Source organism: Klebsiella terrigena (assembly GCF_012029655.1).
GTDB classification, from domain to species: domain Bacteria; phylum Pseudomonadota; class Gammaproteobacteria; order Enterobacterales; family Enterobacteriaceae; genus Klebsiella; species Klebsiella terrigena.
The window spans coordinates 4,591,426-4,606,366 of record NZ_CP050508.1; the positions used below are offsets into that span (position 1 = coordinate 4,591,426).

The following is a 14,941-nucleotide window of genomic DNA, read 5'->3' on the forward strand; positions in this document are numbered from 1 at the left end:
TGGGAACGAGGCGAATATTACGGATTACCGCTAACTCCGTCAACGCTTTTTCTTCACTTTTGAACCATTTGCTGTAAAAATCGCCCACCCGCCTATTTTTACAGCGTATTGCGGCGTATCAGCTCCGCCACAGGCAGCTTCCACCTTTCTTTTGCACCAAATCGAGCCGCGATTCATGGTTTAACAGCTCGTCATCAGAGGCGTAAACGACGCGCAGCCTGCTGGCCGCCCGAACAACGCGCTGTATTCCCATCTCTCCTGCCTGCATCTGCCCTTCGCCTTCCGTCGAAAATGCCAGCGTCGTCTGGCCGCCGGTCATCATCAGATAAACATCGGCCAGAATCTGGGCATCGAGCAACGCCCCGTGCAGCGTTCGCTTGCTGTTATCTATTTCATAACGTGAGCACAGCGCATCGAGGCTGTTACGCTTGCCGGGGAACATTTTCCGCGCCAGCGCCAGGCTATCGGTGACCTTGCAGAAGGTATTGGTTTTGGGAATATCGCGCTTGAGCTTGGCGAACTCATAATCCATAAAGCCGATATCGAACGATGCGTTATGGATGACCAGCTCCGCCCCGCGGATATAGTCCATAAACTCATCGGCGACCTCAGCAAACACCGGCTTATCCATCAGAAACTCATCGGCAATCCCGTGAACGCCAAAGGCTTCAGGGTCCACCAGCCGGTCCGGCTTGAGATAAACGTGGAAGTTATTCCCGGTGAGGCGGCGGTTGATCACCTCCACCGCACCAATCTCGATGATTTTATGTCCTTCGTAATGCGCACCGAGCTGGTTCATACCAGTGGTTTCAGTATCGAGAACAATCTGTCGCGTAATTGCAGTGCTCATATCAGTCATTTATGTCAGACTTGCCGTTTACATATCGATGTCAATTACAGGAAGTCTACCAGAGATGCTTAAACAGGTAGAAATTTTCACCGACGGTTCATGCCTGGGAAATCCAGGACCCGGCGGCTACGGCGCTATTTTACGCTATCGCGGGAAGGAAAAAATCTTTAGCGAAGGCTATAACCTCACGACCAACAACCGCATGGAGATGATGGCGGCCATCGTTGCGCTGGAAGCGCTGAAAGAGCAGTGTGAAGTCGTCCTTAGCACCGACAGTCAGTACGTGCGTCAGGGGATCACCCAGTGGATCCACAACTGGAAAAAGCGCGGCTGGAAAACGGCGGATAAAAAGCCGGTCAAAAATGTGGATCTGTGGCAGCGCCTGGACATCGCGCTTGGTCAGCACCAGATTAAGTGGGAGTGGGTCAAAGGACACGCCGGTCATCCGGAAAACGAACGCTGCGACGAGCTGGCTCGCGCTGCCGCCTCCAGCCCTACCCAGGTCGATGTCGGTTACCAGCCGGAACGTTAGTTCTGCCCGTTTCGCGACTGTCGCGTGGCCCCTACCGTCTGACGCAGCCGGGTCTTCGCTTTTCCCGACCTCAGCGGATTGAGCGTGAGCGGGATCGTGCGCTTGCGGGCGACAATCAGCTGCAGACAGCCCAGCGCCGGCAGGTGGGTACTGAGCATCTTGCCGCCGTGTCGGGACCAGGGCAGCACCTGATAACGGCCGTAGTGCAGCACCTCAAAATTGAGCAGCGCCAGCCAGTCCAGCTGGCGCGTTAGCGTAAACATCCGACTGCTGTATGGCACCGTTTTACGCAATACCGGCATCAGCTTGCGCAGGCCCATCAGGCTCACGGGGTTAAACCCGGTCATAATTATCCAGCCGTCATCAATCAGCACCCTATCGGCTTCGCGCAGCAGGCGGTGGGGATCGCTACACCAGGGCAAGGTATGTGCCAGCAGGCAGGCGTCAACCGACTTTTCGGCGAAAGGCAGATGGAGGGGATCGGCCTGAACCTGAATCGGCGTGCCCTGAAGCGAAACGTTCACCTGATGCGAGATAGCGCAGGATTCGGTATTGATTTCCGCGCTCAGATTGCCAATCTTAAGTAAATGAAAGCCATATAGCTTAGCCAGCCACGGTTTCATCTGCCGCTCCAGCGATTCGCGATAGTATTCGCCCCAGGGCATACTGGACCAATGCTCTGGCGCTGTGACTATCTGAGATATCCTTGCCGGCTTCATCGCAACCTTCCGCTACGCTTTTAGGGGTAATAAATGAATCTTATCAGCATTCCTGCATTTCAGGACAACTACATCTGGGTTCTTAGCGCGGATAACGGCCGCTGTTTGATCGTCGATCCTGGCGAAGCGGCGCCCGTGCTGGCCGCTATCGCGGAGCACGGCTGGCAGCCGGAGGCCATTTTTCTCACCCACCACCACCACGATCACGTTGGCGGCGTGAAACAACTGTGCGAAAAATTCCCCGACATCGTGGTTTACGGACCGGCAGAAACCCAGGATAAGGGAACGACGCGTCTCGTTGCCGACGGCGATCGGGTCGTTGTTTTAGGCCACGAATTTTCTATTTTCTCCACGCCAGGTCACACTTTAGGACACATCTGTTTCTACAGTGAACCTTATCTATTTTGTGGCGATACAATGTTTTCCGGCGGCTGCGGCAGACTCTTCGAAGGGACGGCAGAGCAGATGTATCAATCATTTAAGAAAATAGCAGCGCTCCCAGACGATACGCTGGTATGTTGCGCACACGAGTATACTTTAGCAAATATGAAGTTTGCTCTGAGTATCCTGCCACAGGATATGGCTATAAATGATTACTACCATAAAGTTAATGAGTTACGTGCAAAAAACCAAATGACACTACCGGTAATTCTCAAAAATGAGCGCCGTATAAATTTATTTTTACGCACGGATGATGATGATTTAATTAAAGAAATATCCAAAGAAACAAATTTGCAACACTCTGCACAGCGATTCGCGTGGTTAAGGTCAAAGAAAGATGACTTCTGACATTTAACTCTTGTCATTCGCGAACTTCACCGTTATTCTTGCTCGTCTTTTAAGCAACTATTGACACACACATGAAGGCACGAGCGATTTTACTCGTCTCTGTCCTGCTGGCGGGATGCCAATCGTCTAATCACGATGGCAACGTTCAACAGCACGCACAGAGCCTTTCTGCAGCTGGTCAAGGGGAAGCAGGTAAGTTCACAAGTCAAGCGCGCTGGTTAGATGATGGAACCTTCTACGCGCAAGACCAGGATCTGTGGACTTCCATAGGCGACGAGCTAAAGATGGGAATTCCGGAAAATACCCGGATTCGCGAACAGAAACAGAAGTACTTACGTAATAAGAGCTATCTCCACGATGTAACTTTACGGGCAGAGCCGTATATGTACTGGATAGCCGGGCAAGTTAAGAAACGTAACATGCCAATGGAACTGGTATTACTACCCATAGTGGAGAGCGCTTTTAACCCGCATGCAACGTCTGGCGCCAATGCCGCAGGCATTTGGCAGATCATTCCGAGCACCGGGCGCAATTATGGTTTAAAACAGACCCGCAGCTACGATGCGCGTCGTGACGTCGTCGCCTCTACTACGGCGGCGCTGAACATGATGCAGCGTCTGAATAAGATGTTTGACGGCGACTGGCTGTTGACCGTCGCAGCTTATAACAGCGGTGAAGGCCGGGTACTGAAGGCAATGAAAGCGAATAAATCACGCGGCAAGCCCACTGATTTTTGGTCGCTTTCATTACCACAGGAAACCAAGATTTACGTACCTAAGATGCTGGCTTTGAGCGATATTCTCAAAAACAGCAAGCGCTATGGCGTGAAGCTGCCGACGGCAGACGAAAGCCGTGCGCTGGCGCGAGTTCGCCTCGATAGTCCGGTTGATATTAGCCAACTGGCCGATATGGCAGGAATGCCCGTCGGCAAGCTGAAGACATTCAACGCCGGAGTAAAGGGATCAACCCTGGGCGCGAACGGGCCGAAGTACGTGATGGTGCCACAGAAACATGCCGCTCAGCTGCGTGAGTCTCTGGCCTCTGGCGACATTGCTGCCGTACAGCCAACGCAGCTCGCGGCCAACGCGCCGTTGACCAGCCGCAGCTATAAGGTTCGTTCAGGCGATACCATTTCCGGGATCGCCTCACGTCTCGGCGTATCGACGAAAGATTTGCAGCAGTGGAATAATCTGCGCGGATCCGGGCTGAAAGCGGGCCAGGAGCTGGTAGTTGGCGCCGGTAGCAGCGCGACGCGTCTTGCGAACAACAGCGATAGCATCACCTATCGCGTACGCAAAGGCGACTCGCTGTCGAGCATCGCAAAACGACATGGCGTGAATATTCGTGATGTGATGCGCTGGAACAACGGCACCGATGACCTGAAACCAGGCGATCAGCTCACGCTGTTTGTAAAAAATAGCGGCCGGCCGGATTCCTGATATACCTGATAAAAAAAGGCACCGTCTCCCGGTGCCTTTTCTTTTTATACCGCTTTATGCGCTTCAAACATGATGGTATCGCTGGTAAAGGAGCCGTCGTCCTGTAAGGCAAAGTAGGCTTTTACCTCTGCCGAGGCGCTATCCTGATAGAGGCGAATCGCTGCTGCCAGCGCCTCCGGCGTACGCATACGCGCCACCCATGAGCTGAACTCCAGCGGCAGGCGGTCGGTCGATAAACTATTCGTGACCAGCCCGGCATCGTTCGCCAGCGCCAGCCACTCTCCGCTGGAATAGTTGCGAACGTGAGAGGTATCGCGCAGCGCTTCAACCGTTTGCAGCCACACGTCACGAACCGGATGTCCCGGTGACATGACGTCCATAATAATCAGCACCCCACCCGGCTTGAGAACGCGTTTGACCTCGCGCAGCGCCTGGCCAACATCATGCCAGTGATGGGCAGAATAGCGGCTAATCACCACGTCAAAGCTGTCCGCCGCAAAGGGCAGCGTTTCCGCATAGCCCTGCTGGGTCCTTATATTGGAAAAACCCTTTTCCTGAGCGGCCTGCGCCACAACGTCCAGCATCTGGCTGGATAAATCATATGCCGTTACCCCTGCCACCTGCCCGGCCGCAGCAAAGCTGGCATGCCCGGCACCGCAGCCCATATCGAGAACCTGCGCAGCGGGGAAATCAGCCAGCCGCTCGGCCAGCCGCTGCAGATCGCGTCCCGATGCGTGTACGGCGCTGGTCAGGTAAGCGCTGGCCTGTGAGCCAAACTGCTTTTCGACGTTGTCATGGTGAGAGCGTGTTGTCATTGTGTTGTCCTTCGGTTGTTTGAATAATAAAGGCAGCACCTTGCTTGCGCAGGCCCGCCCCATGGCAGGCCTGACGTACCTTAATTAATCAGGCTTGCCGGGACTGAATTCGACGAGTAGCGGATTGTGATCGGAGGCGCGGGTGACCAGCACGGAGGCATCGTGCACGCTTAATCCCCGGTAGAACACAAAATCGAGCGGGCGACCAAAAGTGCGGCGGCGCTGATCGTCAGAAAAACGAACCTCGCGCAGCGACATTTCGCGGGCAAAGCGATAGAGCGCATTCATGCGCGGTCGGCTCCAGGCATTAAAGTCGCCGGCCATAATAACCGGGCCGCTGTGGTGCGCTATCTGGTCGCCGATAGGTAACAGCTGCTTGCTGTAGACATCAACCCCAAGGCTGAAGTTAACCGCATGGATGTTCACCACCATCAGCAAACGCATATCCGGCAGCGGGTAGACGGTCACAAGCGCCGATTTAGCCAGACGCAAAATGGGTTCGCGTTCGCGCAGAGGGCAGCAGTAGACCGGATGAGTCGAAGCCAGCGTCATGACGCCAGAGGGGTGCTGAGGCAGAACGAGTGCGGGAACCTGATCGGCAGCCAGATAGTTGGTCGTGGCGAATCTGACCAGTTCGGGCGTCGTTTGCGCCTCTTGTAACAGCACCAGATGGGCGTCTTTACCGAAATTATTCAGCACTGACTTCCACTCGGCCCGCTGCTGTTTAAAGATATTCCACACCAGCACGCGGATCTTCTCATCGCTGCTTAAAGGGACGCCTGGCGGGAAACCATGGCTAAGGCTTGCAAACGACCCCGGAGGCAAAATTCTCTCCGCAGGCTGTCCGGCGACATAGCGCATAGCATAAGTATTCTTTCGCAATTTAGGCATCAAACCTCGATAACATGAAACCGGCCTGACTGCGGCCGGTTATTCTGTTATAGGGATTTTCGTATGCACTTTCAATGCAATTCGCGAGAAACCTTTATCCTTCGACGGAAACCGCCTTTGCCGGGCGAGATTTATCCAGGCGACCGCTCAGTATGACCAGCAGCAGCGCAGCCAACACAATTACTGCGCCAATCCACGGCGTCTCGGCCAGGCCATAGCGCTCTACGGTTTGTCCGCCAATAATAGAGCCTAAAGCGATACCGACGTTAAAAGCGGCGATGTTAAGGCCGGAGGCAACGTCGACGGCACCGGGCGTGTACTGCTCCGCTTTCTGTACGACATAGACCTGCAGGCCCGGCACGTTGCCGAAGGCAAAGATTCCCATCACCAGCACCGTTGCCAGCGCAGCATACTGGATACTGGCCGTCAGCTGGAACACCAGCAGCAGCACAACCAGAGCAGCAAAGATAAGCTTCAGTGCGGCTACCGCTCCGTGCCTGTCGGCCAGCCTGCCGCCCCAGACGTTACCCAACGCCACTGAAACACCGTAGCCCAGTAAAATCCAGCTCACCGCAGACGGAGTGAAACCGGCAAGGTCCTGCATCATTGGTGCGAGGAAGGTAAACGCCGTGAAGACGCCGCCATATCCCAGGGCGGTAATGGCATAGATGATCAGCAAGCGCGGATGGGTTAACACCTGCATCTGATCGCGCAGGCTGGCACTGGCCCGACCCGGAATATTGTTCGGCACCAGAATCAGGCTGCTCACCAGCGCAATCACGCCAAGGATGGAAACCGCAAGGAAGGTTTCACGCCAGCCGAAATGCTGGCCGATAAAGGTACCGATAGGTACCCCGGTGACCAGCGCCACGGTCAGACCGCCAAACATGATGGCAATCGCCGATGCGGCCTTCTCTTTAGGCACCAGGCTGGTCGCAATAGTAGAACCAATCGAGAAGAACACGCCGTGCGCCAGGCCGGTAAGCAGGCGGGCGAAAATCAGCGTTTCATAACCCGGCGCCTGCCAGGCGAGCAGGTTGCCGGCAGTGAACAGCACCATTAGCGCCAGCAGCAGCTGTTTGCGCGGCATGCGGCCGGTCAGCGCCGTCAGCACCGGGGCGCCGATCGCGACGCCCAGCGCGTAGATAGAAACCAACAGACCCGCTGAAGGCAGTGAGATGGCCAGCTGTTCTGCGATCGTCGGCACCAGGCCGACAATTACAAACTCGGTGGTGCCAATCGCAAAGGCACCGATAGTTAAGGCAAGTAGCGCCAGTGGCATAATTTACTCCGTAGCATCAGGATTAAGATGACACGTAGTATGCAGGGATGCTTAAATAACAAAAACTATCAAAGTCTCAATAGAATTTTGCTACAGGTGCAATAATGAGAGCAACATCAGAAGAGATTGCCATCTTTGTCGCCGTGGTGGAAAGCGGAAGCTTTAGCCGCGCGGCGGAACAGCTGGGACAGGCAAACTCCGCCGTCAGCCGGGCGGTAAAAAAGCTGGAATCCAAGCTTAGCGTCAGCCTGCTTAACCGAACGACTCGCCAGCTAAGCCTGACCGAGGAGGGAGAACGCTACTTTCGCCGAATGCAGGTGGTGCTTCAGGAGATGGCGGCGGCGGAAAATGAGCTTCTGGAAACGCGGACGACGCCAAGAGGATTGCTGCGGGTAGATGCCGCCACCCCCGTGATGCTCCACTTTCTGATGCCGCTGGTGAAGCCTTTTCGCGAGCGCTATCCAGAAATGACCCTCGCGCTGGTGTCGTCAGAAACCTTCATCAACCTGATTGAGCGTAAGGTTGATGTTGCGATCCGCGCGGGTACGTTGACGGATTCCAGCCTGCGCGCCCGGCCGCTGTTTAACAGCTACCGCAAAATCATCGCCTCACCTGACTACCTCTCCCGCCACGGCACGCCGCAGGATGCAGCCAGCCTTAAAGATCATCAGTGCCTGGGTTTTACTGAACCCCTTTCACTAAATACCTGGCCAGTCTCCTGCTGCGATGGTCAGCTGCTGGAAGTCAGCTGCGAGATATCCTCCAATAGTGGGGAAACCATCAAGCAGCTGTGCCTGGCCGGTAACGGCATCGCCTGTTTATCGGATTATATGGTGAATCAGGAGATTGCGAGCGGGGAGTTTGTCGAGCTTCTTGCCGACAAGCGGCTGCCGGTAGAAATGCCCTTTAGCGCCGTTTACTACAGCGACAGAGCGGTCAGTACCCGGATTAGGGCGTTTATTGATTTTCTCAGCGAGCACGTAAAACAGCTCCCGAAGGAGCTGTAGAGGGTTAAATAAAGGCTACAGAGGGTGGGTTATTTTAATCCCACTCGGGGGCAAGACCTTCCGGGCTAACCAGACGATCGTTGCAATCCAGCGCGGCGATCGCAGTACGATCTTCCTCATCCAGCTGCAGATCCTGAGCTTTCAGGTTGCTCGCCAGATTTTCACGTTTAGTTGAAGACGGGATCACCGCGTAGCCTTCTCCCAAAGCCCAGGCCAGTATCACCTGCGCAGGCGTTGCACTGTGCTTCGCGGCAATACCTGAAATAACTTCATCTTTCAGTGCCTTACCATATGCCAACGTCATGTACGAGGTGATATGGATACCGTGCGCCGTCGCCCAATCTACAGTCTTGCGGTTCTGCAGGTAGGGGGATAGCTCAATCTGATTGGTAGCAATGTTTTCAGCGCCGACGGCAGCAATCGCGCGTTCCATCAGCGGAATCGTGAAGTTTGAAATCCCGATCTGCCGAGTCAGCCCCAGCTCTTTAGCTTCCAGCAGCGCCGGCATAAACTCTTCAACGGCAACGGCATCGCCCGGCGAAGGCCAGTGGATCAGCGTCAGATCGACATAATCAGTACGCAGTTTTTTCAGGCTCTCTCTCAGGCTGGCAATGAGCGCGCCCTTGCTCAGGTTTTCGATCCAGATCTTGGTGGTGATAAACAGCTCATCACGCGCCACGCCGCTTTCAGCGATGGCCTGGCCAACGGCCGCTTCGTTATCATAGATCTGGGCGGTATCAATAGTACGGTAGCCCAGTTCCAGCGCCGTTTTTACCGACGCGATAACCACATCATCTTTCAGACGGAAGGTTCCAAGACCAAATGCGGGGATTGCCATAAATTCCTCTTTTTTACTTAGTGTTAACTCATTGAGAACATTATGGCTGATGCATCGGAAGGGAAAAAGATCGATAAATGCAGAGGATTTTTGCTGAAACAGCAACAATAGTACGACGGAAAAAGAAAAAGCCCTGAGCAAATGCTCAGGGCTTTTAATAAGTGGCGGAACGGACGGGACTCGAACCCGCGACCCCCTGCGTGACAGGCAGGTATTCTAACCGACTGAACTACCGCTCCACCGAATTTCTTTACAACAACCGGTTTATTGCCCCGGTTTACTGCTAATTTGATGCCTGGCAGTTTATGAATCACTTTGTGATTCACCCTTCGGGCCGTTGCTGCGCAACGTTCAAAAGCATTCGCTTTTGTCCTACTCTCTGTCGAGTAGTGAACTGCCTCGAAAGTCAGTGCCATACTGCTAATTTGATGCCTGGCAGTTCCCTACTCTCACATGGGGAGACCCCACACTACCATCGGCGCTACGGCGTTTCACTTCTGAGTTCGGCATGGGGTCAGGTGGGACCACCGCGCTATTGCCGCCAGGCAAATTCTGTTACCAACACGCCATCAGGCCTGTCAGTTAATCTGTATCAGCTGAAAATCTCTCAAATTCATCACACCAAACAGCTTTGGCGTTGTAAGGTTAAGCCTCACGGTTCATTAGTATCGGTTAGCTCAACGTATCGCTACGCTTACACACCCGACCTATCAACGTCGTAGTCTTCAACGTTCCTTCAGGACTCTCAAGGAGTCAGGGAGAACTCATCTCGGGGCAAGTTTCGTGCTTAGATGCTTTCAGCACTTATCTTTTCCGCATTTAGCTACCGGGCAATGCCATTGGCATGACAACCCGAACACCAGTGATGCGTCCACTCCGGTCCTCTCGTACTAGGAGCAGCCCCCCTCAATTCTCCAGCGCCCACGGCAGATAGGGACCGAACTGTCTCACGACGTTCTAAACCCAGCTCGCGTACCACTTTAAACGGCGAACAGCCGTACCCTTGGGACCTACTTCAGCCCCAGGATGTGATGAGCCGACATCGAGGTGCCAAACACCGCCGTCGATATGAACTCTTGGGCGGTATCAGCCTGTTATCCCCGGAGTACCTTTTATCCGTTGAGCGATGGCCCTTCCATTCAGAACCACCGGATCACTATGACCTGCTTTCGCACCTGCTCGCGCCGTCACGCTCGCAGTCAAGCTAGCTTATGCCATTGCACTAACCTCCTGATGTCCGACCAGGATTAGCTAACCTTCGTGCTCCTCCGTTACTCTTTGGGAGGAGACCGCCCCAGTCAAACTACCCACCAGACACTGTCCGCAACCCGGATCACGGGTCTACGTTAGAACATCAAACATTAAAGGGTGGTATTTCAAGGTTGGCTCCACGCAGACTGGCGTCCACGCTTCAAAGCCTCCCACCTATCCTACACATCAAGGCTCAATGTTCAGTGTCAAGCTATAGTAAAGGTTCACGGGGTCTTTCCGTCTTGCCGCGGGTACACTGCATCTTCACAGCGAGTTCAATTTCACTGAGTCTCGGGTGGAGACAGCCTGGCCATCATTACGCCATTCGTGCAGGTCGGAACTTACCCGACAAGGAATTTCGCTACCTTAGGACCGTTATAGTTACGGCCGCCGTTTACCGGGGCTTCGATCAAGAGCTTCTCCTTACGGATAACCCCATCAATTAACCTTCCGGCACCGGGCAGGCGTCACACCGTATACGTCCACTTTCGTGTTTGCACAGTGCTGTGTTTTTAATAAACAGTTGCAGCCAGCTGGTATCTTCGACTGATTTCAGCTCCGTGAGCAAGTCACTTCACTTACCATCAGCGTGCCTTCTCCCGAAGTTACGGCACCATTTTGCCTAGTTCCTTCACCCGAGTTCTCTCAAGCGCCTTGGTATTCTCTACCTGACCACCTGTGTCGGTTTGGGGTACGATTTGATGTTACCTGATGCTTAGAGGCTTTTCCTGGAAGCAGGGCATTTGTTACTTCAGCACCGTAGTGCCTCGTCATCACACCTCAGCGTTAACAAGAGTCCGGATTTACCTAAACTCTCCGCCTACATGCTTAAACCGGGACAACCGTCGCCCGGCTAACATAGCCTTCTCCGTCCCCCCTTCGCAGTAACACCGAGTACAGGAATATTAACCTGTTTCCCATCGACTACGCCTTTCGGCCTCGCCTTAGGGGTCGACTCACCCTGCCCCGATTAACGTTGGACAGGAACCCTTGGTCTTCCGGCGAGCGGGCTTTTCACCCGCTTTATCGTTACTTATGTCAGCATTCGCACTTCTGATACCTCCAGCAACCCTCACAGGCCACCTTCAACGGCTTACAGAACGCTCCCCTACCCAACAACGCCTGAGCGTCGCTGCCGCAGCTTCGGTGCATGGTTTAGCCCCGTTACATCTTCCGCGCAGGCCGACTCGACCAGTGAGCTATTACGCTTTCTTTAAATGATGGCTGCTTCTAAGCCAACATCCTGGCTGTCTGTGCCTTCCCACATCGTTTCCCACTTAACCATGACTTTGGGACCTTAGCTGGCGGTCTGGGTTGTTTCCCTCTTCACGACGGACGTTAGCACCCGCCGTGTGTCTCCCGTGATAACATTCTTCGGTATTCGTAGTTTGCATCGGGTTGGTAAGTCGGGATGACCCCCTAGCCGAAACAGTGCTCTACCCCCGAAGATGAATTCACGAGGCGCTACCTAAATAGCTTTCGGGGAGAACCAGCTATCTCCCGGTTTGATTGGCCTTTCACCCCCAGCCACAAGTCATCCGCTAATTTTTCAACATTAGTCGGTTCGGTCCTCCAGTTAGTGTTACCCAACCTTCAACCTGCCCATGGCTAGATCACCGGGTTTCGGGTCTATACCCTGCAACTTAACGCCCAGTTAAGACTCGGTTTCCCTGCGGCTCCCCTATACGGTTAACCTTGCTACAGAATATAAGTCGCTGACCCATTATACAAAAGGTACGCAGTCACCCCATAAAAGAGGCTCCCACTGCTTGTACGTACACGGTTTCAGGTTCTGTTTCACTCCCCTCGCCGGGGTTCTTTTCGCCTTTCCCTCACGGTACTGGTTCACTATCGGTCAGTCAGGAGTATTTAGCCTTGGAGGATGGTCCCCCCATATTCAGACAGGATACCACGTGTCCCGCCCTACTCTTCGAACTCACAGCATGTGCATTTTAGTGTACGGGAGTATCACCCTGTACCCTGCGACTTTCCAGACGCTTCCACTAACACACAAACTGATTCAGGTTCTGGGCTGTTCCCCGTTCGCTCGCCGCTACTGGGGGAATCTCGGTTGATTTCTTTTCCTCGGGGTACTTAGATGTTTCAGTTCCCCCGGTTCGCTTCGTTAAGCTATGTATTCACTTAACGATAGTGTGACGAATCACACTGGGTTTCCCCATTCGGAAATCGCCGGTTATAACGGTTCATATCACCTTACCGACGCTTATCGCAGATTAGCACGTCCTTCATCGCCTCTGACTGCCAGGGCATCCACCGTGTACGCTTAGTCGCTTAACCTCACAACCCGAAGCTGTTTCGTAAAACAGGTCGTGTTGTGAAAATTTGAGAGACTCGAACACACCGTCTTTCCTTTCTTATTACGGAGAAAGGAAACAGTGCGTCGTTTCAATTTTCAGCTTGATCCAGATTTTTAAAGAGCAAAACTTCGCAGTGCACCTTTTCAGGAACACTCTGAAGTTTTCTTATTTTGTGCAGTAAAAGGATGGTGGAGCTATGCGGGATCGAACCGCAGACCTCCTGCGTGCAAGGCAGGCGCTCTCCCAGCTGAGCTATAACCCCATCGTAATTGCTTTCTCTGTTTACCGTAATTCGATATCGGGCAAGGCATGGTGACGCGAAGCATACTGATGTATGTGAGTGTCGCCATAACGCAGCACGGTAGCGAATTTGGTAGGCCTGAGTGGACTTGAACCACCGACCTCACCCTTATCAGGGGTGCGCTCTAACCACCTGAGCTACAAGCCTGCAGAGATTTTTTACTGCTTATTTTTCATCAGACAATCTGTGTGGACACTACAAAGGCAGGTTCTTTTAGGTAAGGAGGTGATCCAACCGCAGGTTCCCCTACGGTTACCTTGTTACGACTTCACCCCAGTCATGAATCACAAAGTGGTAAGCGCCCTCCCGAAGGTTAAGCTACCTACTTCTTTTGCAACCCACTCCCATGGTGTGACGGGCGGTGTGTACAAGGCCCGGGAACGTATTCACCGTGGCATTCTGATCCACGATTACTAGCGATTCCGACTTCACGGAGTCGAGTTGCAGACTCCGATCCGGACTACGACATACTTTATGAGGTCCGCTTGCTCTCGCGAGGTCGCTTCTCTTTGTATATGCCATTGTAGCACGTGTGTAGCCCTACTCGTAAGGGCCATGATGACTTGACGTCATCCCCACCTTCCTCCAGTTTATCACTGGCAGTCTCCTTTGAGTTCCCGGCCGAACCGCTGGCAACAAAGGATAAGGGTTGCGCTCGTTGCGGGACTTAACCCAACATTTCACAACACGAGCTGACGACAGCCATGCAGCACCTGTCTCAGAGTTCCCGAAGGCACCAAAGCATCTCTGCTAAGTTCTCTGGATGTCAAGAGTAGGTAAGGTTCTTCGCGTTGCATCGAATTAAACCACATGCTCCACCGCTTGTGCGGGCCCCCGTCAATTCATTTGAGTTTTAACCTTGCGGCCGTACTCCCCAGGCGGTCGACTTAACGCGTTAGCTCCGGAAGCCACTCCTCAAGGGAACAACCTCCAAGTCGACATCGTTTACAGCGTGGACTACCAGGGTATCTAATCCTGTTTGCTCCCCACGCTTTCGCACCTGAGCGTCAGTCTTTGTCCAGGGGGCCGCCTTCGCCACCGGTATTCCTCCAGATCTCTACGCATTTCACCGCTACACCTGGAATTCTACCCCCCTCTACAAGACTCTAGCCTGCCAGTTTCGGATGCAGTTCCCAGGTTGAGCCCGGGGATTTCACATCCGACTTGACAGACCGCCTGCGTGCGCTTTACGCCCAGTAATTCCGATTAACGCTTGCACCCTCCGTATTACCGCGGCTGCTGGCACGGAGTTAGCCGGTGCTTCTTCTGCGAGTAACGTCAATCACCAAGGTTATTAACCTTAATGCCTTCCTCCTCGCTGAAAGTACTTTACAACCCGAAGGCCTTCTTCATACACGCGGCATGGCTGCATCAGGCTTGCGCCCATTGTGCAATATTCCCCACTGCTGCCTCCCGTAGGAGTCTGGACCGTGTCTCAGTTCCAGTGTGGCTGGTCATCCTCTCAGACCAGCTAGGGATCGTCGCCTAGGTGAGCCATTACCTCACCTACTAGCTAATCCCATCTGGGCACATCTGATGGCATGAGGCCCGAAGGTCCCCCACTTTGGTCTTGCGACGTTATGCGGTATTAGCTACCGTTTCCAGTAGTTATCCCCCTCCATCAGGCAGTTTCCCAGACATTACTCACCCGTCCGCCGCTCGTCACCCAAAGAGCAAGCTCCTCTGTGCTACCGCTCGACTTGCATGTGTTAGGCCTGCCGCCAGCGTTCAATCTGAGCCATGATCAAACTCTTCAATTTAAGTTTGATGCTCGTGAATTAAACTTCGTAATGAATTACGTATGTTCACTCAGAGACTTGGTATTCATTTTTCGTCCGAGGACGTTAAGAATCCATGTCACTTTGAGTGCCCACACAGATTGTCTGATAAATTGTTAAAGAGCAGTGCA

10 protein-coding genes, 3 tRNA genes and 3 rRNA genes are annotated in these 14,941 nt (G+C 53.6%); 4 read left to right on the plus strand and 12 right to left on the minus strand.

What is annotated here, in order from left to right; all coding sequences use genetic code 11:
• Positions 1–118: 118 nt before the first annotated feature.
• Positions 119–850 carry a DNA polymerase III subunit epsilon gene (dnaQ, locus tag HCK03_RS21555; protein ID WP_195709810.1) on the minus strand — a complete coding sequence of 244 codons (732 nt, stop codon included), beginning with the start codon at positions 848–850 and terminating at the stop codon, positions 119–121.
• On the opposite strand from dnaQ, the gene rnhA reads away from it, so the two are divergent.
• Positions 804–1,382, plus strand: coding sequence for a ribonuclease HI (gene rnhA, locus HCK03_RS21560; protein WP_167692171.1), 579 nt, complete (start codon positions 804–806; stop codon positions 1,380–1,382). The genes dnaQ and rnhA overlap by 47 nt on opposite strands.
• Here rnhA and HCK03_RS21565 read toward each other — a convergent pair.
• Positions 1,379–2,101 (minus strand): class I SAM-dependent methyltransferase, encoded by a 723-nt coding sequence (locus HCK03_RS21565; protein ID WP_115193526.1) that lies wholly within the window; start codon positions 2,099–2,101, stop codon positions 1,379–1,381. The genes rnhA and HCK03_RS21565 overlap by 4 nt on opposite strands.
• A 33-nt stretch (positions 2,102–2,134) precedes the next feature.
• On the opposite strand from HCK03_RS21565, the gene gloB reads away from it, so the two are divergent.
• Both gloB and mltD read left to right on the plus strand, forming a co-directional pair.
• Positions 2,135–2,890, plus strand: a complete 756-nt coding sequence (gloB, locus tag HCK03_RS21570) for a hydroxyacylglutathione hydrolase (RefSeq protein ID WP_076948103.1) — start codon at positions 2,135–2,137, stop codon at positions 2,888–2,890.
• 71 nt (positions 2,891–2,961) lie between these two features.
• Entirely contained in the window at positions 2,962–4,329 is a 1,368-nt protein-coding gene (mltD, locus tag HCK03_RS21575; protein WP_041144162.1) for a murein transglycosylase D, read from the plus strand.
• Positions 4,330–4,373: 44 nt separating this feature from the next.
• Here the strand turns inward: mltD and HCK03_RS21580 are convergent, their stop codons facing one another.
• From HCK03_RS21580 to HCK03_RS21590, 3 genes are all read right to left on the minus strand, one after another.
• On the minus strand, positions 4,374–5,144 hold the full coding sequence (locus HCK03_RS21580; RefSeq protein ID WP_041144161.1) for a class I SAM-dependent methyltransferase: 771 nt from the start codon (positions 5,142–5,144) through the stop codon (positions 4,374–4,376).
• Positions 5,145–5,228: 84 nt separating this feature from the next.
• Positions 5,229–6,026 (minus strand): endonuclease/exonuclease/phosphatase family protein, encoded by a 798-nt coding sequence (locus HCK03_RS21585; RefSeq protein WP_115194019.1) that lies wholly within the window; start codon positions 6,024–6,026, stop codon positions 5,229–5,231.
• Between the two features lie 103 nt (positions 6,027–6,129).
• Positions 6,130–7,317: an MFS transporter gene (locus HCK03_RS21590; protein WP_167692172.1), complete on the minus strand. Its 1,188-nt coding sequence runs from the start codon at positions 7,315–7,317 to the stop codon at positions 6,130–6,132.
• 104 nt (positions 7,318–7,421) lie between these two features.
• On the opposite strand from HCK03_RS21590, the gene yafC reads away from it, so the two are divergent.
• A complete protein-coding gene (gene yafC, locus HCK03_RS21595) occupies positions 7,422–8,324 on the plus strand; it encodes a DNA-binding transcriptional regulator YafC (protein ID WP_167692173.1) in 903 nt (300 codons plus the stop codon).
• 34 nt (positions 8,325–8,358) lie between these two features.
• Here the strand turns inward: yafC and dkgB are convergent, their stop codons facing one another.
• The 7 genes from dkgB to HCK03_RS21630 form a co-directional block, all read right to left on the minus strand.
• Complete coding sequence (dkgB, locus tag HCK03_RS21600) at positions 8,359–9,162, minus strand: 2,5-didehydrogluconate reductase DkgB (RefSeq protein WP_041144157.1); 804 nt, start codon at positions 9,160–9,162, stop codon at positions 8,359–8,361.
• 162 nt (positions 9,163–9,324) lie between these two features.
• A tRNA-Asp gene (locus HCK03_RS21605) sits at positions 9,325–9,401 on the minus strand.
• 191 nt (positions 9,402–9,592) lie between these two features.
• Positions 9,593–9,708 (minus strand): 5S ribosomal RNA (rrf, locus tag HCK03_RS21610).
• A gap of 95 nt (positions 9,709–9,803) precedes the next feature.
• A 23S ribosomal RNA gene (locus HCK03_RS21615) occupies positions 9,804–12,711 on the minus strand.
• A 206-nt stretch (positions 12,712–12,917) separates the two neighbouring features.
• Positions 12,918–12,993, minus strand: a tRNA-Ala gene (locus tag HCK03_RS21620).
• Between the two features lie 109 nt (positions 12,994–13,102).
• A tRNA-Ile gene (locus HCK03_RS21625) sits at positions 13,103–13,179 on the minus strand.
• A 71-nt stretch (positions 13,180–13,250) separates the two neighbouring features.
• A 16S ribosomal RNA gene (locus HCK03_RS21630) occupies positions 13,251–14,792 on the minus strand.
• The 16S, 23S and 5S rRNA genes sit together here with 3 tRNA genes alongside, the layout of an rRNA operon.
• Positions 14,793–14,941: the final 149 nt, after the last annotated feature.